Source organism: Paraburkholderia sp. RL17-381-BIF-C (assembly GCF_046026435.1).
In the GTDB taxonomy this organism is placed as follows: Bacteria; Pseudomonadota; Gammaproteobacteria; order Burkholderiales; family Burkholderiaceae; genus Paraburkholderia.
The window spans coordinates 124,182-147,888 of the sequence record NZ_JARESX010000008.1; the positions used below are offsets into that span (position 1 = coordinate 124,182).

The window sequence follows — 23,707 nt, forward strand, 5'->3', positions numbered from 1 at the left end:
GCATCCATAGGACGCGCGCGTGCTCTTCGGCCAGAGTCAGGTGTCGAGGAAAACTTTCAGCGCGCTTGGCGCGCTTGTCATGATGCGCGAGGTCAGGCCTTGTTCATCAGTCATGCCCTCGAACACTTTGCCTTCCGCAGTCTCGACGCGGTAACGCACGTAGGGCGCGGGGTCGCCGGTGTGTTTGTCGTGAATCTTGAACTGCTCGTTGTAGGGGCCTTCGCCGGATGGGAGTGCCGGTGGTTTGCTCGAAAGACTAGTCGGGCCGGCGAAAGAGTGGCTGCTGCCCTTGATATCGATTTTTCCCGGCGCGTGGATTTCGATGTTTCCGTCTTTAATCCGGATGTAGGCGCCACCACTCGTCAAAAGAATGTCCTGTTTCGCGACCACCTCGACTTTCTCCGTCGCCGATAGCAGCTTCAGGCTTTTTTGAGCGGTGACTTCAATGTTGTCAGACTGGGCCTGGATTTCGACTTTGCCTTTGGCAGCGAACAACTTCATGCCCGCGTTCTGCACGAACAGACTGATCTTTTCGCCGACACTGGCCAGTAGCGATTTGCCGGTCGCAATGTGCGTGCTCTGGCCGCTCACGAGGTTGACGTGCTGGCCCGCTGCGATCTGCGCTGACTTCTGCGTCGACATTGCGATGCCTGCGGGGGTCGCGAACAACATGATCGGCTCTTTGAACGCGTTCGCGCTGCCAGTACCGCCGCCGGCTGTGTTGCCGCCGCTGCCTGCGGCGCCTGTGACGCTGTTTTGCGTAGCATCCGTGAAGGACTTCAATGAGTCGTAGCCATCTTTCAGGCTTTCTGCCTGATGGGTTTCGCTTGCCTGGCTAAGCGACTCGAGCACGCTTTCGGAATTGACCAACTGACTGCTCGCGTCGCGGACGTCCAGAGGTTGGCTCGACGTGCCCGTGGTCGGATGCGTTGACACGTACATGCCTTGTGCCGCACGGATCGCCCCGTATGCGTCCGACTTCAGATCGAAACCACTACCTAGGTACGCACCGCGCGAATTGCCCGTCTGCGCGATGAGATACCCCAGATGAAGCTGCGAGTTCGCGCTGCTGCTGTACATCTGCACACGGTTCTGGCCGGTGGCATCGTCCATCACCATCTGGTTATAGCCGCTACCCTGGTACTCCTTCGACTTGTAGCCGGACAGGATGCCGTTTGAATGCCAGTCCGGTGTCTTCGCGCCGTTATAGACGCGCCCGGTAATGATCGGTTTGTCGCAGTCGCCATCAAGGAACGAGACGATCACCTCTTCACCGATACGCGGTACGTGCACACCGCCGTGTCCGCCACCGGCATTCGATTGGGATACGCGCATCCAGCATGAGGCGTTCTCGTCGCCCGGATTCAGGCGGTCCCAGTGCATCTGAACTTTGACCCGGTTCAACGAGTCCGTGAAGACCTCTTCGTTCTGCGGCCCAACCACGGTCGCAGTCTGCATGTTCATTTCGGGCTTGTGATGCTCGAACGGACTGCGGAACGGGATGGCTTTGCGCTGCGCTTCGACGGCGGCCATGAAGAAGCCTTCGCTGCCGTCTACTGCCTTGACGAGCAACGTTGGATCGTTCGCGTGCTGTGCCCGGGCCGCGGCAATTGTCTGGTTCAGGCTGTGCGGGAAGTCCGTCGTACCGGCTGAGACCGGCAGATTGTTTTCTACGACCCAGTTCACGGCGATCACCGCGAACTGCTGGTCCTGCTGGCTACCCGTGCTGTGGTCGGGATGGTTCTGCAATTCGAACCAGCGGCCGGTGTCGATCCTGCGTACCGCACCTACGCCATGGAAGCGCTTCGCGCGCGACTCCCACTCCTCCATCCGGATCTTCGCGAGCTGGTCGCCACGATCCTGTTTGCCGTACGTGTACGCGCCGGTGTACTCATACACCTCGGCCTGCTGCGGCAGATTTCCTTGCGTGGTCAGCGTCGGGATCGTCGTGCCCTTCGGGTTCGCAGACGATGACGGCGCCTTGTAGTCGAACGTGCGTGTGGTAAGCGTCGTGCACTGCAGCGTACGCGTGCCACTCCATTGGACGAAGGCGTCCGTCTCGCTGTTCGTGCCGGAGCGGTAGAAATCCACCGTCTGCGGCGACAGCGGCTGCAGGCTGCCGATATCGTTCGTGATAACCAGCGTGTGCGACTTGCCGTCAGTGGCCTGCTCGAAATAGCCGAACAGGCCTTCCGTTTCCATCAGGCGCTGACAGAAATTCCAGTCGTCCTCATACTGCACGCAGAACGAACGCTGCGGCAATGCATTGCGCAGTGCAAAGCGGAATGCGCCCTGCGCTTGCGGATGCATATTGAATACATCGGTGAGAATTTCATCGGCCGGTTTATCCTGCCAGATACGTGCATCTTTTCTGAAGCGCAGAAAATGCATCCAGGAGACAAAACCGATCTGATAACTGGTTATCGCGCTATCGGAGCCTAAACGGCGAGCGGTATGGACATAACCGTGGTGCGGGGCGTAGGACTGGTCGGTTTGCTGGATCCAGAGTGTGACTGCCTGGGCAATCAGCGTCTTAAGTTCGATGCTGTCATTCGTGGAAACGGCGTCCAGCGTGAATTCGTAATCGCGGCCGAGCCGGGAATGCCCCACCAACCTTTGTGGCATAAGGACATTAGCACCCAATGGCGTGTCCAGTTTAAGCAGGCGGTCGTTTTGCAACAAGCCGCCTTTTATTGCCGCGATAATGTCTTGCGCGCCCATACCGCCTCTTATTTATGCAATTTGCGCCCCCGCGCTATCGCGCGATAATACAAAAGATCAGACGTTTACAGCAATCACATATTCAAAAACAAATGTTAAATCGGAATTTGTTTCGCCTTGATTTGACGCGCACATGGGTTCGGTAAAAACAACACGCATGCCGATAAATGCAGCAGCAAAGATTCTTGGTTTTTTTTGGGGTATCTCGCCCGTCGCGGATTAAGCCAGCGACAGAGGAATGGGTCTCTGGTTAGGCATCGACAAACATCATCTGCTGCGAGGACACCAGCCGCGGCGGCGGATGGCAGCCGCAAATGCATAGATCGTCACTTAACGCGGCATGCCTTCCGTCTGGCGCGGTCATAACCTGGCGTGGCCCGTCACACTGGATTTTCCCGCTTGTATTGCAAGCCGGGCACGCCACTGGATCGCCCTCGTGAGCGACGTCGTTATCGCTCAATTGAATAGAGGTGGGGACTGCCTGAACGACGCCATTGGCTGTTGTCTTGTCGCCGTTCAAAATCAAATATCGTTTCATGATTCTTCCGAGGCTTGAAATTTTCGCGCACTCAACCCTGTTTGGTGGGTCGTCACGTCGGCCGCCTACGCTTTCTCTTCTGTGTACGCGACGCTTGTCGTCACAATCATCGAGCGCGGGTCGGCGTGCACAGTAAGCGTTCCCCAATTGAAGACGAATGTGTCCGCGCCCATCGTGGAAGACACACAAGGCGATTGCGCTTCGAATGCGATCAACTTTGACAGCTGCTTCTTTTCCTTCACAAGATCATCCTCAGTCGCCGACCAGTCGATCTTTTTCGCCACGCCGTCCAGCCAAACGAGGTCGACCATTGCGAGCCTTTGCTTGCAATATCGGGCCGTCACACCGAAGGTCTTTCCCCAAACCTCCACATTCGCGATGCCATAATTTTCCCAGTCGCCGTACTTCGCCAGTTCCTTTGCAGCAGTCAATGGCAATTCCTCAGTCGACGGTCTGCCGCGAAAGAGGCTTGTCGACTCATCAATGCTCAACGTGCCCGTTGAGAAATCAAACGTGGCCATCCAGTTAACTCCCAAACTTCAAAACGTTGCCACCAACGAGGCTGCCCTTGTCGGTGCTCGATACGAAATACTGAGTGCCACCGCCCTTGCCCAGGTTCGGATTGGCGAGCGACTGCCCCTTCGCTACGCAAATGTCCTTCGTGACGACGAACGCCCTCAGTTGGCTTCTCATCGGCCGTGCGCCGGCGGTATTGTCTGCGTGCGAAATCTGCGTCATGTCGTTGTATTCGCGCGCTGACCCTCCCGTGTTGAGAATCGTGCGAGCGTCGGAGAAATAATTGCCGGGTAACGCAGTCGCGATCTTGTCAGGCGGCGCATACGGATACAACGTGTACAACACTGTACCGCGCTTCAGGACCGTGTTCGTATAAGAGTCGACTCCCGGATAAGGGTCTTTGCCTTGCCAGCTTCTAGCCTGCGCAGCAGGATCTTTCCCTGCACAAGGATCTTTCTGGCAACAATCCTTGTTTGGAGTTTGCGCTTTCTTCTTGAGCCCCAGCGGATCGATCCAGCCAGTCGGATTCGGCGCGTACTGGTAGACATTTCCGCCGCCCAGCAGTCCAATCGGATCTTTGCTCGTAAATCGTCCAACGCTTGGATCGTAGTATCGGTGCCGGTTATACGCGAGGCCAGTCTCTTGGTCGAGTTGCTGACCCTGGAAACGGATCGGGTTGCGCGCAGCGGTAAGCGTCACCTTTGATACGCGCGCTATCACATCCCGAGCCTCGCCCCACGCCTTGTATTTGGCTTCCCACACGACCTCACCGAGTTCGTCGGTAAGCATCTGCGGCGTGCCGAGTTGATCGCAGTGGTAGTAAAAAATGTGCGCGGGGGAGGGGGGACTTACAGGCTTCAGCAACGGATCGTCTTCTGGCGCGTAGCGATCGGTCTGCTTCCAATCGGGCGTCGCAATGCCTGAGATTGGGCCGCAGACGAACTGCGCAAGAGGCACGAACGACCCCGCTTCATACACATAATGCGTGCTACCTCCGTCGGCGCTTTCGTACGCCAACGTATCTCCATCCCAGCCGAACATCGTGCGCGCACCGTCGACCTCTTTACCGATACGGCGTCCGAACGCGTCGTAGAAGTAGCGCGCCTCGTGACGGCGTGCTGGCTCAGCGACACTTGCGGCTGTCATCCGGTTGAACTCGTCCCACTCGTAGCGCTGTTCGGCGCCCGGTGAGCGCTTCGCGATCAGGTTCCCGCGGGCATCGTACGTAAAGTGCGTGCCGGCATAGTCCTTCAACAGATTGCCCAAGACTTTTGGCGTATGCGCAGGCAGGCTACTTATTTGTTGCCCTCCGCCAGTGCGCGCCTGTGCAGCGCTACCCGGATCGACGATGTTACTTGCGGGGTCGAATGCGAAACGCTCGGTCGCAAAAGGGCTGACAGCTTCGATCAACCGGCCGACGGGATCGTACTGGTAGCGAGTCACCCCGTGCCGGCTGTCGTCAATCTCCTTTAGCTGTCCCACGGCATCGTACTGATACCGGCGTGCCACGATCGGAGCGGGTGCGCCAGCACGCCTAAGTGCCTGGGATTCCATTCGCCCGACCGGATCGTAGCGCGTGTTCTGCGCAATCCGGTTAGATAGCATGCGCTGTGTTTCGCGATGCAGGTCGTCACGTTCGAACTGAATCAGTTCCTGGCCGTCGATCTGCATACCGTGCACATGGCCCGTGCCATAAACCAGCCAGTCGATCGCATGACCGTCCGGGCGCACGGTTTTGATGCGCGTGCCGATCTCGTCGTACTCGTGTCGCCATACATAGCTGCGGCGCTCGCCGAATAACTCTTGCGCGTGATGTTCGCGCACCAGATTGCCGACTGGGTCGAAGAAATGCTGCACCCGGCTGATTGCATTTTGTGCATCGATCAGGCGGCCATTTCCATCGTACATGAAGCGCTCGTCGCTTGCACCGGCGATGCGCCGCGCAAGGCGTCCACCGCTGTCGTATTCGAGCCGGGTCGTTTGTCCCGCTTCATCGACGGTTTGCAGCTGGCCAGTCGCCGCGTCATAGGCGTAGCGGGTCGTCATCCCGTCGAAGGCAATTTCCTCGAGGAGTCGGCCGACCGGATCGTAATGGAACTGGTAGGTCGCGTGATTTGAATCAGTGAGCGCGCTCAGGCGTCCGACCCGGTCATAGCGATAGCTCAGCAGTTCGCCCGATGCATCGCGTCGATTCGCGATCCGCCCGGCGGCGTCGTATCCATAGCGCGTGACGCGGTTCAGCGGATCCGTATGCACCAGGAGCCGGCCCTCGGCGTCGTATTCCAGCTTCTCGATTCCCGCAGCGGATTGGACTTTGGCCAGTTGTCCGTTGCCACCGTAACGATAGATGACACTCCGCCCACCCGCGTCCTTGCTCTCGAGCAGCCGGCCTTCTCCATCATAGGTCCACTGCGTTGTCTTTCCCGAGCAATCGGTATAGCTGACAAGGCGCCCCGCAGCATCATAGGCGAGTGCCTTTGCCCCGCCTTTTGCGTCAACGATTTCAGTTGGCTGCCCTTGATCGTTGTAGCTGTATTGGGTTTTGTGACCCAGCGGATCGATCTGCGTCGTGACATTGCCCGCGTCATCGTACTCGCGGGTCCAGCGACATGTTTGCGGATCGATGATCACAACCATCTGATCCTTTGCGTCGTACTCCATGCGTACCACGCTGCCATCCGGACGGGCCTGCTCAATCAGGTTGCCACGCTCGTCGTAGGTGAAACGCTCGACGCTGCCGTCCGGATAAATATGCTGCGTCAGATTTTGCTGGGCGTCGCGGTAGAACCATTCATTGAGGCCGTCCGCATGAATGATTCGATACGTGTAGCCGTCGATATCGAAGTAATAGCGTGTAACATTGCCGAGGGCATTACTTACATCGACTAGACGGATGTCCGGATGCCACGCGAGGCGAGTGTCGTAGCTCCCGTCGTCCGCGTATTCGCGCACGCACTTCGCCTTGGGTCCAAGGCCATCCCATTCCAGATTCATGCCACGGCCGGTGCGATCCGTATACCGGGTCACGAGGTGATGCGTGTATGCGTACTCGCGACGATTGCCGTGGCGGTCGGTTGCCGCAATGAGGTCGCCATGCTGGTCGTACGCGTAACGCACCAGCGTGCCGATCCGTTCGCCTTCCTGGTCGATCTCCACAGCTTCCATGAGACAGCCACCTGCATCGTGTGAAAACACGACGATGCTTTGCGCGGTGATCAGCCGCGTGAGCCGATGTGCGTCGTCGTAGTCTAGCGTGACCTGATTGCCGTTGCGATCCTTCAGGAAAGCGAGACGGAAGGCGCCGCCGCGCTTTTCATACGCTTCGAGCAGTTCATGGCCGCGCGTGATCGTGAGCCACTGATCATCGAGCTGCGCTAGTGTGAGATCCTCAGCGAGGTCGTCGTGCGTCTCGCCCGTCTTCAGCAAGGGGTAATCAAGACTGCGTCCACTTGGATCATGATAGACAAGCTTCGCCGCGTGGATATCGAAGCGCGTGGTGTACGGAGTGATCCAGCGCGCACCCAGGTTGCTTTCGTCGTAAGCAGAGAGAAAAGACCGGTAAGTACGTCGCCAGACTATCGGCATTGCGCCGGGCAAAACGAAGTCTTCGTGATCGAAGCGCTCGTCGCCGAGTGCATAGCCGATTGAGCCGCCGCTGCGTCCCAGACCACAGCTCTTGCAGTCGCTCGGCCCTGGGTGCTTCGCCTTCCCCTGCGTGGCGATTGTCTCCAGTTCGCCTTCGGTTTTCTTCAACTCGGCTTCGACCTTGCCGGCTGCCTTGATGCCGACAGTCTGTTTGTGTTTCTGCTTTTCCTTCCACTTAGCCACGGCCTTCATCAGCACGTCGAGCATCCAGATCAGGCCGCCGACATCCGCACTATTCAAACCCTTGATCTTTTCCGTCACCATCGGAATCGCGTGGCGCGCTTCCGCAGCCATTTGCATGAGCCGCTGGTTCGTCGATGGCGAGATTTCATTCGCTGCGCGCGAGGCAAGATTCGCCGCGTCCTTGACCAGTACCTTGGTGCCGTCCTTCAGATACGACCACAGGTTCTCGGCAACCTTACTCGCATCATGGGCGGCAAAGCCGTCGCCGACTTGCTCCAGATGCTTGTCAGCCGCGCGATAGTTGCCCGATGTGTCGAAAAGCTTGCCCGACGCCGCACCTTCAAAAATCTGCGCAAGACCTTCGAGCAGCTTCTTCGCATGATCCGCGCAGTCATTGAGCATCTGCGCGAGCTTGGCCTGCACTTCCTGAATGAATTTTTCGATGTCGCCAGCAAACTTCGCGCTAATGTGCGCCACTAGCACCGAGATCACCGTATCGGCGATCATCTGTGCTCCGCCTTCCGCAACGGCCTTTGCGCTTCTCGCGAGTTCCTCGCGGGCCAGCTTCATCAGCGGCCGGGCACCCATGCGGAATTCACCCATCACCGGCGGCAGCGGAATGACACCGATCAGGTCGATGCCCAAGTTCAGATAGTCGAAGAAGTCTTTAGACTCCGCTTCGATCAGCCGCTTGATATCCATCACGACGTCGATCGCAGACAGAATGTTCGAAACGACGGGAATGTAGTTCGCCAGTTGCTCGACGCGATCGAGGGTGATATAGCCATCGCTGACGCTCTTGAGCCATGCATCGAATTGCTCGAGTGCGGAACCGACGTCCTCCTTCGCTATGGTGACGAGCGGCGCGATGGCGACTTCGGTTCGGACAACGGCGGTGGTCTGGGCAGCGGCTGCGCTCATGCTGGGTCAGGTCGGTTTAGTTGCTGTTGGTAAAGAGGTTGTCGTATCCGCATCCGAGCAGAATCCAGCCCGGGCTTTCCTGCTGATCGACAAGCAATCTGATTTCCTTCTTGCCGACCGTCTTGCGATAGTCGACGCCACGCCATTGAGCGTTTTCGCGCAGTGAAATGGTGCCGGCTCCTTCGCTCATGCCGCCGATACGCGCGACCCATTGCTTGGCGACGCTGATTTCTTCGCCTTCAGGGGCAGGAATGGCGAGCAGCATCTGCCGTGGCGACGCGATCGACACAAGGTTCGACGATGTGCCCCATGCCTGAATCGGTTTCTGCGTTTTCCATGCCAGGTCGACCGCTTTTTCTTGCGGCGGCTGACTCGCGAGACCTTGTACGCTACCGCTGTCGACGCGGCTGATAAAACTATCGATCTGGCGCGCGTCGAGCTTGCACTCGACGAACCGGGAGATCGTCTGCAGATCGGTTGCCGACTGGGCGTGCGCGCTTACGGCGATTACGACCCCGCACACCGCACACATGAATGCCTGAGGGAATCTCATCGCAGACTTACTTGACCTTGCAGTCGGTCGCTGCCGGATAACCGGTCGAGAACGCACCGACGCAATGAAGCGTCACCGTTTGGCCGACACGCGAGCGCATCTTGTCGACGCTTGATTTGTCCGCGAAAGTCACTCGTACGGCGGCATCCGGATCGTCGCCGAGTTTCCCGATGACGTTTTCGGTCAGGCCCGATTCGAGTGACAACAGCTTTCCGGTGACGGCGAGTGGCTTATCCGCGAATTTCGTCGCGGCGTCCGAGTCGTCCTCGTATTGAGACGCCATCGCGCTTGCGGACAGTTTCAGTTCGCTCGCACCGAGCGCCGCTGACGTGACCGCGAATGCCAGCGTTAGAATGCCCGCTTTTTCCATGATTGGAGTGACCATTATTGGAAGTCGATGAATCGGCGTCGAATCACACAATGCCCTTGAAGGCCGGCAATGCGTTCCGCGCGGACTGTGCGATGCTGTTGATTTCCCTGGCCGTGCTTGCGGCCTGACTTGCTTGTGAGAGTCCGGCGCTGGCGCCTGAAGGCAACGCCTTGGTGAGCGCATTTTCGGCAAGTCCTGCAGCCTTGCCTTTTGCCATCGATGCGAGTCCGCTCGTGCCCTGCGAGGCCATGCTGGCGAGACTCGCGAGTTGCGATGCTCCGCCTGCGGCTGTGCCCATCGCGCTTGTTGTGGCGCTGGCCATCGTGCCTGCGGCACTCGCAGACCCGGCGGTTCCAGCTTCGGTCGCTACGCCCGATGTATTACCCGCTCCCGGCAGGAACGAAGCCATTTGCGAAGTGGCAGCGTGGCCGGAAGCGCCAGGCGGCTCGACCGGCCACTTGATGCCTTTGAAGTAATTGGCCGGTTGGGATGGATCGCGCGGATCAATGCCGAAATGCACTTGCGCGACGCCCGGCGGCAAGCCGCTGACAGTCATGCGGCCATTCGCATCGAGCGCGCCTTGCCGCAGGATTCCGCCATTCGCGTCCATTACCGAAAACAGTCCGCCTTTGACCGGCTCTCCGTTGGCGTATTGATGCAACAAGTCGAGCTGCCCTGGCTGATCTGGGCGCGCGGGCGGCAGCGGATAACCCTGACTCGTTGGACCATTGAAGCTATGCTGCGCACCTTTGACATCGACCGTGCCCGGCGCGTGAATATCGATGTTGCCGCCGGCAATGCGGATGTATGCGCCACCACTCGTCAACAGGATTTCCTGATCGGCGGCTGCTTCAATTTTTTCAGTGGCGGACAGCAACCTGAATGTTTTCTGCGCGGTGAATTCCACGTTGTCGGACTGCGCTTTGATCTCAACTTTCCCTTTGGCAGCGAACAACTTAATGCCCGCGCTCTGAACGAACAGGCTGATTTTCTCGCCAACGCTCGCCAGCAGTGATTTGCCGGTGGCAATGTGCGTGCTCTGGCCGCTGACAAGGTTGACATGCTCATTGGCTGCGATGTGAGCCGAATTCTGCGTTGCCATTGCGATACCCGCCGGGGTTGCGAACAGCATGATTGGCTCCTTGAAGCCGTTCGCGCTGCCAGTGCCGCCGCCTGCAGTGTTGCCGCCGTCGCTTGCAGTGCCCGGCACGCTGTTTTGCGTCGCGTCGGTGAAGGCCTTCAATGAGTCGTGGCCCTCTTTCAGGCTTTCCGCCTGATGGATTTCGCTCGCCTGGCTGAGCGACTCAATCACGCTTTCCGAATTGACCAGCTGATCGCTCGCGTCGCGTGCATCGAGCGGTTGGCTCGTCGCGCCGGTTGTCGGATGCGTCGACACGTACATGCCCTGTGCAGCACGCACTGCACCGTAGGCATCGGACTTCAGGTCAAAACCGTTGCCCAGGTACGCGCCGCGAGAGTTGCCCGTTTGCGCGATCAGATAACCCAGATGAAGCTGCGAGTTGGCGCTCGTGCTATATAGCTGCACGCGGTTCTGGCCGGTCGCGTCGTCCATCACCAACTGGTTGTAGCCGCTGCCCTGGTATTCCTTGGACTTGTAGCCTGACAGGATGCCGTTCGAATGCCAGTCAGGTGTCTTCGCGCCGTTATAGACGCGCCCCGTCACGAGCGGCTTGTCGCAGTCACCGTCGAGAAACGACACGATTACTTCCTCGCCGATGCGCGGCACGTGGACTGCGCCATAGCTGCTCCCCGCGTCCGACTGAACCACCCGCATCCAGCACGATGCATTTTCATCGCCCGGGTTAAGCCGGTCCCAGTGCATCTGCACCTTGATACGGTTCAACTGGTCTGTGAAGACTTCCTCGTTCGCCGGGCCCACCGCGGTTGCCGTTTGCATGTGCATCTTCGGCTTGTGGTGCTCGAGTGGACTGCGGAACGGGATGGCCTTGCGTTGCGCCTCGACGGTGGCCATGAAGAAACCTTCGCTGCCGTCAGGCGCCTTGATGAGCAACGCCGGATCGCTCGCGTGCTGCGCCCGAGCTGCAGAAATCGCCCGGTTCAGGCTATGCGGGAATTCTGTGGTGCCGGCGGAGACCGGCAGATTGTTTTCTACGACCCAGTCCACGGCGATCACCGCGAACTGCCGGTCCTGCTGGCTGCCAGCGTCGTGCTCCGGGTGGTCCTGCAGTTCGAACCAGTGGCCGGCGTCGAGCCGTCGTACTGCACCTAGGCCGTGGAAACGCTTCGCACGCGATTCCCATTCTTCCATCCGTATTTTCGACAGTTGATCGCCGCGGTCCTGCTTGCCGTAGGTGTAAGCACCCGTGTATTCGTAGACTTCGGCCTGCTGCGGCAGGTCGCCCTGCGTGCTCAGCGTCGGGATCGTTGTTCCCTTTGGATTGGCAGGTATAGACGGCGCCTTGTAGTCGAACGTCCGTGTAGTGAGTGAGGTGCTTTGCAGCGTGCGCGTGCCGCTCCACTGTACGAAGGCGTCGGTTTCACTCCTGGTGCCCGAACGGTAGAAATTTACCGTCTGGGGCGACAGGGGTGGCAGACTGCCAATATCGTCGATAACCACCAAAGTATGAGATTTGCCATCGGCAGCCTGCTCGAAATAGCCGAACAGGCCTTCCATTTCCATCAAACGGTGGCAGAAATTCCAGTCGTCCTCGTATTGCACGCAGAATGAGCGCTGCGGCAATGTATTTTTCAAGTTAAAGCGGAATGCACCTTGCGCCTGGGGATGCATATTGAAAACATCTATGAGAATTTCATCGACCGTTTTATCCTGCCAGATACGTGCATCTTTTCTGAAACGCAGAAAATGCATCCAGGAGACAAAGCCGATCTGATAGCTGGTAATAGCGCTGTCGGAACCTAAACGACGGGCGGTGTGGATATAAGCATGGTGCGGGGCATAGGACTGTTCGGTTTGCTGGATCCACAGCGTGACCGGCTGGGCGATCAGCTTCTTGAGTTCGATATTGCCGTTGATTGAAACGGCATCAAGCGTGAACTCATAGTCACGGCCGAGGCGCGAATGGCCAAGCAGTCTCTGCGGCAGAAGGACATCCACACCCAAAGGCGTATCCAATTTCAGTAATCGGTCACTTTGCAACAAGCCACCGTTTATCGCCGCGATAATATCCTGAACATCCATGTCGCCTCTTATTTATGCAATGCGCCCCGCGCTATCGCGCGATAATACAAAAGTTCAGACGTTTGCCGCAATCTGTAAAAACGAAACAAATGTTAAATCAGCAATTTTTTCTTGCAATGGCAATGCATTTTGAATAACGGTAAAAATAACTGCGTTACCCTGCTTGCTAAGGCGGATTTCCTGTCCCGCGGCAAAATACAACTCCGAACAGCTCGACAACGTCATCGACAAAACGGGAGAGAACCGTACCAGCCCGGAGCTGCTGGTCAGCCGCCCGGTAGGTACGTATGGCAACAATCGGCTGGGCGTGTCGGACGTATTCGGCCGCGGCAAGGAGTGGACTTATGACTGGTTCGACAAAAACTACTATAGCCACGCGGCGCCGCACGACCCGCGAGGTCCGGAGCGAGGCAGCCTGCGCAGCGTCCGCTATGCAACCGATAGCCGCACGCGACTCGTCATTGACCGCACGGGCTTCGCGCCCGATACCATGGAGGCCGATTTCGGGTTTCGATGCGTGCTCAACCAGTCTTCGCCGGCAGGTCAGTGAGATGCGCGCGCACGCTCCAACCGGCCACTCATGATGAATTCACCCGCCGCCCCGTCGCCGCACAGCCGGAGCACGCTCGTCATCCTGACGCTCAGTCTCGGCGCGCTGCTTTTTTCGCTGTGCTGGCTAGTGTCTTCACTGATCGCCACGCATCGTATGACGGTCGCCGAAGGAACCGTGGTGAGTTACGACCAGGGCGGCCGGAGCTGGCGTTCGTATCAACCCGTGATCGTCTTCACGACCGCACGCGGCGAGCGCGAACAGGTCACGGGCCAGACGTCGTCGACGCAGCCGGCCTACGATATCGGCCAAACGTTGCGCGTGTTCTACGATCCTGCAAACCCCGCACGCTCGGCGATCATCGACGACTTTGGGCAGCGCTGGTTTCCTGTCGGTGTAGTGATGTTGCTCAGCGTGGTGTTTTCAGCGATTGGCGCGGTGATGTTCGTAATCGAGCGCGGCAAGGTTAAACATGTCGCGCCTTCGTCGTACTCGCAGGCGAGGCGCAAACGCGGCCGACAGAATCTACTGATCTGCCTGATTTCGATTGTCATCGGCGCGGGCTTTCTCTTGGGCGCTGCCGCTTCGGCGATGCGCGAACGGCAGATCATTGGAAGCTATACGCGCACGACCGGCAAAGTCGTCGAAGTCCAGGAAGCCGAGCGGCCTTATCAGCCGCGCTCGCACATGTACTCGGCGATTGTTGCGTTCAAAACCGCGACGGGGAAAGAAGTCACCTTTGCGCAGGGGTCGTCGTCATCGCATAACGATCTCGGCAGCGGTGACGAGGTCAGTGTTCTCTACGATGCGAATTCGCCCGATCGCGCGATGATCGACAGCTTCTGGGAGCACTGGGGACTGCCTGCCATCCTCGTTGTCATCGGCTTGCCGTTCTTCGCCGTTGGTGTGTTCTTCGTCAGCACCGTCGACTTCAGCGGTGGGCGCCACAGCAAACGGACCTAGCTTTGAACGTGATTCGAGATTGATGGCAGGTGACCTATGACTTCGATCGCATGCGAAGGCGACAGCACGTCGCACGGCGGCAAGATCGTTTCCGCCTCGGCGACCATCGGCGTTGGCGACAGCGGACGGCGCGCCGCCCGGCTCGGCGACCTCGTCCATTGTCCGAAATGCGACGGCACGTTTCCGATTGTGACATCACAGAATCCGGCGATGACCGTGGAAGGTGTGCCGCTCGCTTTTCATGGCGACAAGACCTCGTGCGGTGCGGTGTTGATCGCCGCGCAATCCGAGACCACCGGCAATGTACCTGCGTCGATGCAGGGCACGACGGCCGCGGCGGCGGAGTCCACAGTCGCGCCGACGTTGTGTCGCGAGTGCCTCGCTCATGCCGCAGAAACGGGCGCTTCCACAGTCGTGCGCTCATGATCCCGGCGACTCTCGCTGAACGGCTGGAGCGTTTGCGCGCGGATGCCCCGGCGCTGCGTGCGTATGCGCTGGTCGATGGCCTGCAGTACGAGCAGCATTTCGGCCGCAGTTTGCGGCGCCGCTGGGGCACTGTGCACTCGCTTTTCGCCGGGACAGAAGACGAGCCATTGGCGTCCGCTGGACCTTGGCTTGTAGACATCGCGCAACCCGATGCCGACGTGGTGGCTTCACTCGATGAACTGGAAACGGCGCGGCCTGGTGTGATGTGGTTATTCAGCACGCAGGATATCGAGTCGCTCGTGCGGACACTGCAACGCAAGCTCAACAGCAAACTGCCGAATGGCAAGATTGCGTTGCTCCGGTTCTGGGATCCGCGTGTTTTCGTGCCGCTCTTCAATGCGCTCGACACCGAAAGACGTCGCGCTTATTTCGGCGATGTGGACGAGTGGCACGGCCTTGCGGAAGGCAAACGCTTTCACGTCTCTCACCATGCTTGAACTGACCGCAGACCAGTGGGCCGCTTTGTGCGCAAGCGACGAACGCAATTTTGTCGCGACGATTCGTGACGATATCGTGCGCGACGCCCCGCGCTATGCCGACGATCCGACCTTGCTCGACCGCCTGATGCGGGCGTATGGGGACGCTAAACGCATGGGGTTTCAGCAGGACAAGGAGCTGGTGGAGTTTCTTTATATCGAAGCGGATGTGCCGGAGTTTTATCGCAAGCCGGGGATCGCGGCCTGGCTTGCGAAGTTAGGACGACCGATCTAGGAGCGGTTTGAAGATCTGATGGCGGTGACGCGGCGGAAGTTGATTGATCGGGATAAGGAGAAACGCTGATGGCTGTATTGGCAATTCCGCTCATCGAAGGAGCGGGCGCGTTGCTTGCCGAAGCATTCCCCGCTTTGCTAGGCGGGACCGCTACGGCGGGAATCCTGTCGCTATCCGGCGATCAGGCGCAAGACAGGAGCAAGACCCAACCGGTCGCGCGAACCATGCCGAAAACGGATGAAGCGTGCAAGAAGTGTCCATCGGATGCGGGTAACCTCGTGACGCGGAACTGGAATATGTCAGATACCTCGCGCACATATCAGGCGCAGGTGACGGGCTTCGCGCCGAATACGGAGTGGAATTTCAGCGGACTCGACTTCGATGGGTTTCGTGCGTCGCTCTGTCAGCTGGAAGAAGCAAAGGCGAATTATGATAAGTTTTTTGATCCGGAGACGGGGAGCCGAAATTCTTTTTCAGAGTATCCGGGGTCCGAAAAATAGTCGAGCAGGCGTCTACCCAGAACGATATCGTGGTTGGCAACCCGCCCGCCCAGCTTCACTGGTATTTCATGCAGCGATTGAGTTACCGGTATTTCACGCGGGCTTTCACGCTCGCCGCCCCACTTATTCGAACTGAGCTGCGCCCGCTTCTGTGAACTGGAATTGACGACATCATGAATTACAGTCTGAACCTCGAATTGACTTTCCGTCTGTCCGCGCCTGAATTGCCGACGATCGAATCCGAGTATCACCGGCTGTGGCAATTTGCGAGCGCATTGCAAGTCGCGGGTTTTCCAATCGATGGCTGGTTTCCGCCAGCGGACAACGTGAAAGCGTCGCTTCTCAACCGGGCTTTCGATTCCACTGGTCCGACGACAGCTGCCATAGCGATAGCGAAGGCCGAAAGGCAGGCGTATCCGCACGTACGCTCGTTTGGCGCGTGGAACGGGATCGAAGGCAATGGGGGCGCGGCTTTTACGGACCAACTCTCTGTGAATGGTTTATGCGTCTTGAGCCTGCAGACTAAAGGCGTCATGTCTCTTGCAAAATGCGATGTCATGGCAGATATCGTGACTGAAGCAACCCATATCTGGCCGGCGCTGAGTGTTGAAGTCGGATCGTTCCGGTACTCATCAGAATACAGAGTTTTTGAAAAGCGCCCGGGTGCTGGATGGATGCTTTATTTGCCGCGCGTCCTCAGCGCCGCGCAAATTCCGGAGGCACGTGATCTTATTCCTGTGATGGACGGCAAGCGGCAGAGGGGCACCATCATTGTCAGCGTGATTGATGAGCCTTTTTCTGCGACGGACAAGGAACATGTAGCCGTCGCGAACGCTATCGAAAAGAGACTTGTCGATCAGGATCTGCTTCCGCTGTATACGGAACTTTAAGCGAGACCATCGGCGAACTTGGGAAACCTCTGTCGAATGGGCTTTCATTTGAACATTGATGTCACCTATCGCGTAGCTGACCCGCAATTGCCGACCATCGAGTCGGAATACAACCGACTTTGGCAGTTTGCGAACGTCCTGACGCGAGCCGGCTTACCCGTCGACAAATGGTATCCAGCTGCGGATTCCGAAAAAGCGTCACGGTTGAACACTGCTTTCGATGCCAAGGGACCGACCAGCGCGGCGATTACCATGGCGAAGAGTTCCGCTCTATCCAATGGCACTAGCGTCAGGTCGCTCGGGGTATGGAATGGGTTAGAGGGAGACGGTAGCGCTGCTTTTTCTGACTCTCAAGGCATTGATAGTGTGTGCTCGGTGACCTTCCAGATGAAAGGCATTGTCGGATTTCAGCACGCAACACTGGTGGCGGACGTTGTTTCGGAAGCCGCGCGCATCTGGCCTGCGTCGAGCATTCAGGTCGGGCCATTCAAGTATTTTTCGCGCCAGCAGGTCTTCGAGAAACGGCCCGGCGCTGGTTGGATGCTTTATTTGCCGAGGGTTCTCACCGCGCAACAAGTACCAGAGGCTCGCGCGTTGGTCCCCGTCATGGATTGTAAGCAGCGGATAGGCACCCTCATCGTCAGTGTTATCGGTGAACCTTTCTCTGCTTCAAATCCGGAACATGTAAAGGTCGCCAATGCTATTGAAGAGCGATTGGTCGATCAGGATTTGCTGCCTTTATTCACTGAACTCTAAGTTCAAAGTATAGTTGACCGACGGCATCGATGGCAGCCCGAGCTTCGTAATGACGTTCCGCCTGTCGCTGGTAGCGCTGCATGCCAATGAAACCGAGTGTGAATCACTGTGGCAACAAGGCTGATTGCGAAAGCCAAGTTCCTAAGAGAACAGTCACCTCTGCGCTCCAGCGGTGTCCCATCGCCAGTCAAAGGGCGCCGTGTTCTATCGCACGTGCAAGACGCAGGGGGCGGTGGGCGACGGACTGCTGCCTTCACGCCAACCCGGACTATCGCAACAATCAGATCCGGGCGCAGGCGAACTGGCGTGACCGCGATCGGACATGGGGCGGACACGGACTCCCTTCGAAACACCCCACCGATTACGGAAATCCAGCATGGCGAGCGGACGAACGATTGGCGTCCGGCAACACCAGCAACAACGCAAGGAAGGGGTTGGAAGTGAAGCGTCCGAATGACATGCAATTGCAACCAAATGCCGTCGAAGTGGGCATTTCAAAAAATGAATGCGTGCCACCGCCGCGGCCCAAATAGCCGAGCGGCTCTCCTCATTGGCTATGGGAACGAGCGTGTGGTCGACGAGGCGATAGCCTCGTTGCTTAGTGAGAGCGCCGAACGTCCGTTGGAAGCCGATACGAGTCGGATCGTCAAATAGTCCGATCTGTTCGGCTGTCAGCGTCAGTTGCTCAGAAACCGACCGCTGAGGATGATCGGCCGCAATGAGCAGTTCCTTTCGATGCAATATTGGGGGATTAATTGACGACTCGTAGCTGCGATATCGATACGTCTGCTGATCGAGGTCGATAAACCAGCTGCGGTACCCTTGAACACGCTGTAGCAGAGCCGTTCGCTTGGACCGGCGTTAGATACAGCGGTATGATGGAAAGCACATCCGTGCCGGGCCCAGCCGGATGATTTCCTCCTGACGCCGAAACGGAGTTGACCTGATGAGCAAGACACGTGGCGTGCCCCTTTCTTCCGGTCAACGAAAATTTGTCGCCGCGCTCACCCAACAGGCGGAGCGAATGGTCATCGAAAGTGGTGATCCGAACGGGTTCGATGCTGCTGCATGGGTAAGACGCTGGATCAGTAACCCAAATCCCGCGCTGGGAAATCGTTGCCCACATGAATTTTTCGACAATGCCGACGGCCGCGCGAGGATCGTTCAACTTCTCGCCATGGCACAGAGCGGCGCATTCGCCTAAGTCGCGTCGCTAAGACCCTAAATCACCGTCCACGCCCGTCACACGGCTTGCAGATCGATATCCGCAGGCCTCGCTATAGCATAGACATCTTCATAGCCGGCGCCCACGTTGTAGACCTCTGACTCAATGTCGTGCCGAAATCTGCGGGCTGGCGCCGGACCGCCAGCGTCGGCGCATCGGGGCGCGGCACGAAGCTGATTGCACGCTCCGAACCACGTTGTATCTCCCAGTTCACGTTCCATATTCGAAATACGTGTGGAGCACCTTTATGAATTCGATCCGGCGGTGCATTGCGTGCGGCTGCGCCTTCCAGGCATCCGTGCTAGGTTTCATGCGATATGCAGTTTGGTGAAACCATGAGGCCGTTTGTCCCCTCGTCCCATGATCTAGGCCATTCGATGAGCGCTGCCGCCAGGAAATTGCGGTAATCGCATCAAGATGCGTAGACCTCATCGAGTTGGGATATGCTTAACATGGCAATTAAATCGAAGTCCGCAGGGTGCCGAGAATATACGCACCTGATGGCCTCGCTCAAACCTTCGACTCCGCACCAATGAAAACAATTTTTCTGGACATCGACGGCGTGCTGCATCCGTCAACGGTTGGCGAACTGGAATACGGTCCGCAAGGTCCCAAGGTGACTGGACCGGGTGTGTGTGCGCTCGAGGAGAAACTGGCTCAAATTGTTGCGGGGAAGGCTGTCGAAATCGTGATCCATAGCACTTGGATTTACATGTTCGACGCTAGAACGCTTCGAGCGGAATATTTGCCCAAATTGGGTCAGGTGGCCCGCATCCAGTTGACGAATAAACGCATTGAAAGCCGCTCCCATCGAGTTCTCGATTATGTTCGACGGCGACAGCTTTCTCTCGAACAATATCTCATTCTCGATGACGCGCCAAAAGAATTTGCGTCATCCGTCGCGCTTCTTCCTCGGCTTGTGGCCTGCGATCCGGCGCGCGGTCTTGATGATCCAATTGTGATCAAGCACGTCGAGGAATTTCTTCGCTAGCGCAGGCACATGAGGCATGGCGACGCCCATCTTTCGCCATGACTTCCCTGAGACTGAGCGGAGCATGAGCGATATAGCAGTTCGCCTTTACGCTGCACCTAATCTTGCCGAAAAAAGGGATGACACAGCGGAGCGTCAGTCACGCACCGTGACGCCACGCCCACCTTGGACAATTTAATCGTACCTCACGGCGTCGGCATCTCCCATTGCATAGCGATTTGCGCGCGCGTCCGATAGCGCGTGATGTCGTCCACCATGCTCCCGGAAGTACTCCTCCAATCGACGGGGATCGAGCATCCCACCGACATGAAGCGCCAACCAGCCGCTTGGCACTTCATCAAGCGCATCGCAAAGCAGCTCCCAGTCGCTGCCGTTGTCGAAACACAGCATGCGTTCAGATTCCCCAGTGAACTCGTCGAGCCACTTGAGCAACGCCAAACGCAACTCGTCGCGCGCGAATACCCGGCCAGGATACTGACCGAGTTGCGGGAGAACCGCCGCGTACACGAACTGACTGCAGGTCGAAACATCGAAGTCCGAAAGTTCGCCGTAAAACTCTCGACCGTCATCGGCTACGAGCGCGATACTGATCAGGTTGCAATCAATAAAATCCGTGAACTCTGTATCCACAAACACCCGCATGAGTTCGCTCCCATTTGTGCCTGCACGCTCAACGTCGAGATCCGACTAGCGAGCTGTACGTCTGACGGATCGGCTACCGCCGACTTGGCAAGTGGCCCATGCTTGGCTTTTCTGCAACGACTAGTTTTTCTACTTACTTCTGCCCCGGCAGCGAAGCGGCAACATGGTCGCTGATGCACCGGACATTTCGAAGCCGACTGGTTTGCGGATCCAGTACTGCCGTCCACCGTCGACTGAAGGTCCACTGACTATCTCAATGCCGAGCTGCCTGGCCCACCTTGGCGCTTCGCGAGCGGAGATTTTCCTCGCCTTTGCCGCTATGATCAGCGGCACAAATTGCTCGGCAAACTTCTCCAGAACATCAATATCGACGACACGCGCAGATCGCCGCCCCAATTTCCCAATTCGAGTCCTTAGCAAGCCAATGTTGACCAGATGGTACATCACCTCCTGCTTGATCCCGAGCCGACGCGCAGCTTCGACAATCGAAATCTGAGGGCTGGATTCGAGCGACGTCTTCGCGATAGCAATCACTTCGCCACGATCTGCGAAAATTTTCCTCAGCGCCGGTACCGTACTCCGCTCGAAGAAAACGTGCACGTCACTATTTACGAGTCGGTCAAAAAATACTGCTGACACTTCTATTGGAACGTACAGGCGTAGTGCCTCCGCCAAGCTGATAGGGTCCTTAAGCGCCCGTGCCTCCACGACACAGTTGGCCGTGATGCTGCCGAGAAGGCGGTCGATGGAGTTCGTATCGATCCGAACCCCGGTCGAAACAATCAGGCCGGTCTTCACAAGCGCACCGATACGCTTGGAGGACATACCAGAATAACGAGCCGCCGCCTTAAGCGGGACCAACGATCGCTGCATTTCCCGAAGATTCCGTAGATCCGCATCGCTAATCACAAACTTCTTTCGCCCAGATCGAGTTCGCCTGACCGGTACGTCCACACCGGAATGCGCGAGCATGGCGGCGATGGCGGAGTTCCGTGTCTTTTGCGGGGGGCGGAGTTCTCTGACCACTCGCCTGGCAGGACCTTTGCTCTCCCAGATCAAAGCAGATCCATACTGCGACGAAGCCGCAACGTATGCCTCCACCAAATTCAGCATCCACCGACGCTCGGCCTCATTTAACTGCCTGCGGAGCATGGTGAGCAAACGCGGAAAGACTTGTGACAGCAGGGGAACGTTATTCACGCTCGCCTGCGGTGAACGAAGGCGATCAAGCAATTCAAAGCAGGCTGACTGATCGGAAATCAAGGACGCGCCCGCAGTAACGAGCACCGGTTCAACGTTTTCCGTCTGGCGTGTGGCCTTCTTCAACGGCTTGCCCTGAATCCCAAATTGCGCCAGTGCCCCCAAAAATCGCGTGAGGTTCCATCGCTCTCCGACAGATAGTGTTCCAATGTTTGAGTCGGATTGATCGGTAAGTACCTGCTGGAGTTCGGTCGAAAGGATGTCTACGGGTACATCTTTTAACGGTGCGCGACACGTGCAGTCTGCAAAGCGTACACGTTTCCAACGCAATATGCGGTGACAGCCATCGCATGATGACGCGAGCCAGCAGAAATGTTTCAGGCAGGCTGTCGACCCCGAATACCAGCTTTCGTGCCAGTAGCAGTCAGGCTCTCCTAGGCACAAAGGACACCAACGGGCAACGCCGTATGTCTTGGGCAGGCCATCCTCAATGCAGTGGAGCCAATTCGCGTTAGACAGTCCGTTAACGGCAGCAACGCGTAAGCGATATCCGAGAAAACTTTCATCCAGGATTGCCGAAGGGCGCACCAGAAACCGCTCGCTGAACAGTGAGATTCCTTTGGTGCGCCAATCCGTACTATGGAGTTGTTTGCCTTTCATTCCACCAGCAAAGAAAGCTGCCCGGACGAGCAGTTCTCTTGCTCATGCCCCGCTATTTCGCCCGTTTTGAGCCGGCGCACGCGTTCGAGCGCAGTATGATCGACGAAGTAGGCGGACAGGCCCGAGCTCTCCATCTGCCGGAAGATCGGGAATTTGCCGCTAAAGGCTTCTTTTAATACTTCTAGCGATGCTGACCTGTAGCACCCACCGAAAGGAATCCATTCACCCAACAGTGAATGCAGGTGAGCGGCTTTTGACGGAAACGGACGAGACACATCCCCAAGTCGTTGACACAGATCCGTCAGGTCGGCCCGCAGAAAAAATTTATACACGTCAACCGCAATTGGGCGAAGCAAACCCGCTCTCAATAGAGCAAGAAATCCTCTTCGATCGATGCGCAGCTCATTCATCGCTTGCTCGCGCGTTGCAACCGAGGCACGCCATCTCCCGCAAGCTTCGACTGCCTGAGATGACAGCAAGAGATATCGTCTCAAGCCGAGTCGCGAACTGCGAACACCGTGGCAGACGCCACTATCGATGAGATGTTTCACGAGCCTTGACGGACACCCAATGATAGATGCGGCTTTATTGAGGCTCACATATCCATCCGATTCTTCATGATCCGGACAGGGAATTTCATCGGCCAGCACTGCTCTTCTTTGGAGGCTCGTCAGAAGCCGGCTCCGCAAGTCTGCAATCGGGAGTTCCGAGAAGCACGTTGGTCTATGCATCTCGTCGGTCAACATTCGATGCAGACGATTGAGCACCACGTCACGATGTGCGGTCACGGTGATCTGGTCCAGAAAGTCACGAATTCCGTTGAAGTCTGCCGCTAAAGAAAAATGGTATTTTTCAACAAGTTGGGCAAGTTCAGTTGATTGTGCAGCGCTTTTTTGCGCAGCTTTAAATTCACGCGTGGTAGTTAACACCGCGTCGAGCAACGCCTTCAGAAATAAAATATGAGTTAGCTGCTCGAAAGCACCCGGAATGTCGTTCTCAACAATCGATCGTTCGAATCCGGACCACAACTTTTCAACATGCCTTCGTTCGCTGGGCATTGGGCACACTGCACCAGCCCAGAGCTGTTCGTCCGTGACGCTGGAGACGAAATATTTCCCTTCTTGCTTGTAGCCTTTAGTCATCACGGGCTCCGCCAAATCGTCCTTCAGACGAATATGATGGATAGTACAGACATCAAAAGCTGTGAGGCGCCAGCGCGAGCGAATGTGTCTCGACTGCATCATGCACTCAGGGCAATACCTGATCTTATTCACGCGGGTGACTACGCTCGATCGAGGTAACCTCGTAGCACTCCAGATCGGATAACCATCGGCCTTACTCAACGCGGTTGCGGCCAACTTCGGCCGAAAACTCTCGGTGTCGCTTAGCCGCGGATAGCGAATACCATTTGCTCTCGCAACGCGGAAAAGATAGGTTTCGACCCACTCGTCAGGGAGCATCTTGGGACGGCACAAGGGTAGTCCACGAGTAAAGTAAGTATTCAT

21 protein-coding genes are annotated in these 23,707 nt (G+C 57.4%); 11 read left to right on the forward strand and 10 right to left on the reverse strand.

Annotation, left to right across the window (positions count from 1 at the left end):
- Positions 1-36: 36 nt before the first annotated feature.
- The 7 genes from P0D70_RS08195 to tssI all read right to left on the reverse strand — a co-directional run bounded on the left by P0D70_RS08195 (position 37) and on the right by tssI (position 12,628).
- Complete coding sequence (locus P0D70_RS08195; protein ID WP_408184035.1) at positions 37-2,721, reverse strand: type VI secretion system Vgr family protein; 2,685 nt, start codon at positions 2,719-2,721, stop codon at positions 37-39.
- 250 nt (positions 2,722-2,971) lie between these two features.
- Positions 2,972-3,259 carry a PAAR domain-containing protein gene (locus P0D70_RS08200; RefSeq protein ID WP_408184036.1) on the reverse strand — a complete coding sequence of 96 codons (288 nt, stop codon included), beginning with the start codon at positions 3,257-3,259 and terminating at the stop codon, positions 2,972-2,974.
- Between the two features lie 65 nt (positions 3,260-3,324).
- Positions 3,325-3,780, reverse strand: coding sequence for a hypothetical protein (locus P0D70_RS08205; protein WP_408184037.1), 456 nt, complete (start codon positions 3,778-3,780; stop codon positions 3,325-3,327).
- A 4-nt stretch (positions 3,781-3,784) separates the two neighbouring features.
- Positions 3,785-8,524, reverse strand: a complete 4,740-nt coding sequence (locus P0D70_RS08210; protein WP_408184038.1) for an RHS repeat-associated core domain-containing protein — start codon at positions 8,522-8,524, stop codon at positions 3,785-3,787.
- Positions 8,525-8,540: 16 nt separating this feature from the next.
- Positions 8,541-9,077 (reverse strand): hypothetical protein, encoded by a 537-nt coding sequence (locus tag P0D70_RS08215; protein WP_408184039.1) that lies wholly within the window; start codon positions 9,075-9,077, stop codon positions 8,541-8,543.
- A 7-nt stretch (positions 9,078-9,084) separates the two neighbouring features.
- Positions 9,085-9,462 (reverse strand): hypothetical protein, encoded by a 378-nt coding sequence (locus P0D70_RS08220; protein WP_408184040.1) that lies wholly within the window; start codon positions 9,460-9,462, stop codon positions 9,085-9,087.
- Between the two features lie 28 nt (positions 9,463-9,490).
- Positions 9,491-12,628, reverse strand: coding sequence for a type VI secretion system tip protein TssI/VgrG (gene tssI / locus P0D70_RS08225; RefSeq protein WP_408184041.1), 3,138 nt, complete (start codon positions 12,626-12,628; stop codon positions 9,491-9,493).
- A gap of 163 nt (positions 12,629-12,791) precedes the next feature.
- Between tssI and P0D70_RS08230 the strand changes: the two genes are divergently transcribed.
- From P0D70_RS08230 to P0D70_RS08280, 11 genes are all read left to right on the forward strand, one after another.
- Positions 12,792-13,178, forward strand: coding sequence for a formylglycine-generating enzyme family protein (locus tag P0D70_RS08230; protein ID WP_408184042.1), 387 nt, complete (start codon positions 12,792-12,794; stop codon positions 13,176-13,178).
- 30 nt (positions 13,179-13,208) lie between these two features.
- Positions 13,209-14,141, forward strand: coding sequence for a DUF3592 domain-containing protein (locus P0D70_RS08235; RefSeq protein ID WP_408184043.1), 933 nt, complete (start codon positions 13,209-13,211; stop codon positions 14,139-14,141).
- A gap of 36 nt (positions 14,142-14,177) precedes the next feature.
- Positions 14,178-14,567 carry a PAAR domain-containing protein gene (locus tag P0D70_RS08240; protein ID WP_027799124.1) on the forward strand — a complete coding sequence of 130 codons (390 nt, stop codon included), beginning with the start codon at positions 14,178-14,180 and terminating at the stop codon, positions 14,565-14,567.
- Positions 14,564-15,064: a DUF4123 domain-containing protein gene (locus P0D70_RS08245; RefSeq protein ID WP_408184044.1), complete on the forward strand. Its 501-nt coding sequence runs from the start codon at positions 14,564-14,566 to the stop codon at positions 15,062-15,064. Before P0D70_RS08240 ends, P0D70_RS08245 begins: the two co-directional genes overlap by 4 nt.
- Complete coding sequence (locus P0D70_RS08250) at positions 15,057-15,338, forward strand: hypothetical protein (RefSeq protein WP_408184045.1); 282 nt, start codon at positions 15,057-15,059, stop codon at positions 15,336-15,338. Before P0D70_RS08245 ends, P0D70_RS08250 begins: the two co-directional genes overlap by 8 nt.
- A 68-nt stretch (positions 15,339-15,406) precedes the next feature.
- Positions 15,407-15,838: a Tox-REase-5 domain-containing protein gene (locus P0D70_RS08255; RefSeq protein ID WP_408184046.1), complete on the forward strand. Its 432-nt coding sequence runs from the start codon at positions 15,407-15,409 to the stop codon at positions 15,836-15,838.
- The gene (locus P0D70_RS08260; RefSeq protein WP_408184063.1) at positions 15,835-15,993 is read left to right on the forward strand and encodes a hypothetical protein; all 159 of its coding nucleotides are present in this window, start codon (positions 15,835-15,837) and stop codon (positions 15,991-15,993) included. The genes P0D70_RS08255 and P0D70_RS08260 overlap by 4 nt, the downstream gene beginning before the upstream one ends.
- A gap of 18 nt (positions 15,994-16,011) precedes the next feature.
- Positions 16,012-16,728 carry an Imm52 family immunity protein gene (locus P0D70_RS08265; RefSeq protein WP_307248380.1) on the forward strand — a complete coding sequence of 239 codons (717 nt, stop codon included), beginning with the start codon at positions 16,012-16,014 and terminating at the stop codon, positions 16,726-16,728.
- 36 nt (positions 16,729-16,764) lie between these two features.
- The gene (locus P0D70_RS08270; protein WP_408184047.1) at positions 16,765-17,484 is read left to right on the forward strand and encodes an immunity 52 family protein; all 720 of its coding nucleotides are present in this window, start codon (positions 16,765-16,767) and stop codon (positions 17,482-17,484) included.
- A 946-nt stretch (positions 17,485-18,430) separates the two neighbouring features.
- Positions 18,431-18,688, forward strand: a complete 258-nt coding sequence (locus P0D70_RS08275) for an MbcA/ParS/Xre antitoxin family protein (RefSeq protein ID WP_408184048.1) — start codon at positions 18,431-18,433, stop codon at positions 18,686-18,688.
- Between the two features lie 553 nt (positions 18,689-19,241).
- Positions 19,242-19,700 carry an HAD domain-containing protein gene (locus tag P0D70_RS08280; protein WP_408184049.1) on the forward strand — a complete coding sequence of 153 codons (459 nt, stop codon included), beginning with the start codon at positions 19,242-19,244 and terminating at the stop codon, positions 19,698-19,700.
- Positions 19,701-19,874: 174 nt separating this feature from the next.
- Here P0D70_RS08280 and P0D70_RS08285 read toward each other — a convergent pair whose 3' ends face one another.
- The 3 genes from P0D70_RS08285 to P0D70_RS08295 all read right to left on the reverse strand — a co-directional run bounded on the left by P0D70_RS08285 (position 19,875) and on the right by P0D70_RS08295 (position 23,707).
- Positions 19,875-20,342, reverse strand: a complete 468-nt coding sequence (locus tag P0D70_RS08285) for a 3'-5' exonuclease family protein (RefSeq protein ID WP_408184050.1) — start codon at positions 20,340-20,342, stop codon at positions 19,875-19,877.
- A 129-nt stretch (positions 20,343-20,471) separates the two neighbouring features.
- A complete protein-coding gene (locus tag P0D70_RS08290) occupies positions 20,472-22,202 on the reverse strand; it encodes a TniQ family protein (protein WP_408184051.1) in 1,731 nt (576 codons plus the stop codon).
- Positions 22,199-23,707: a TniQ family protein gene (locus P0D70_RS08295; protein WP_408184052.1), complete on the reverse strand. Its 1,509-nt coding sequence runs from the start codon at positions 23,705-23,707 to the stop codon at positions 22,199-22,201. The genes P0D70_RS08290 and P0D70_RS08295 overlap by 4 nt, the downstream gene beginning before the upstream one ends.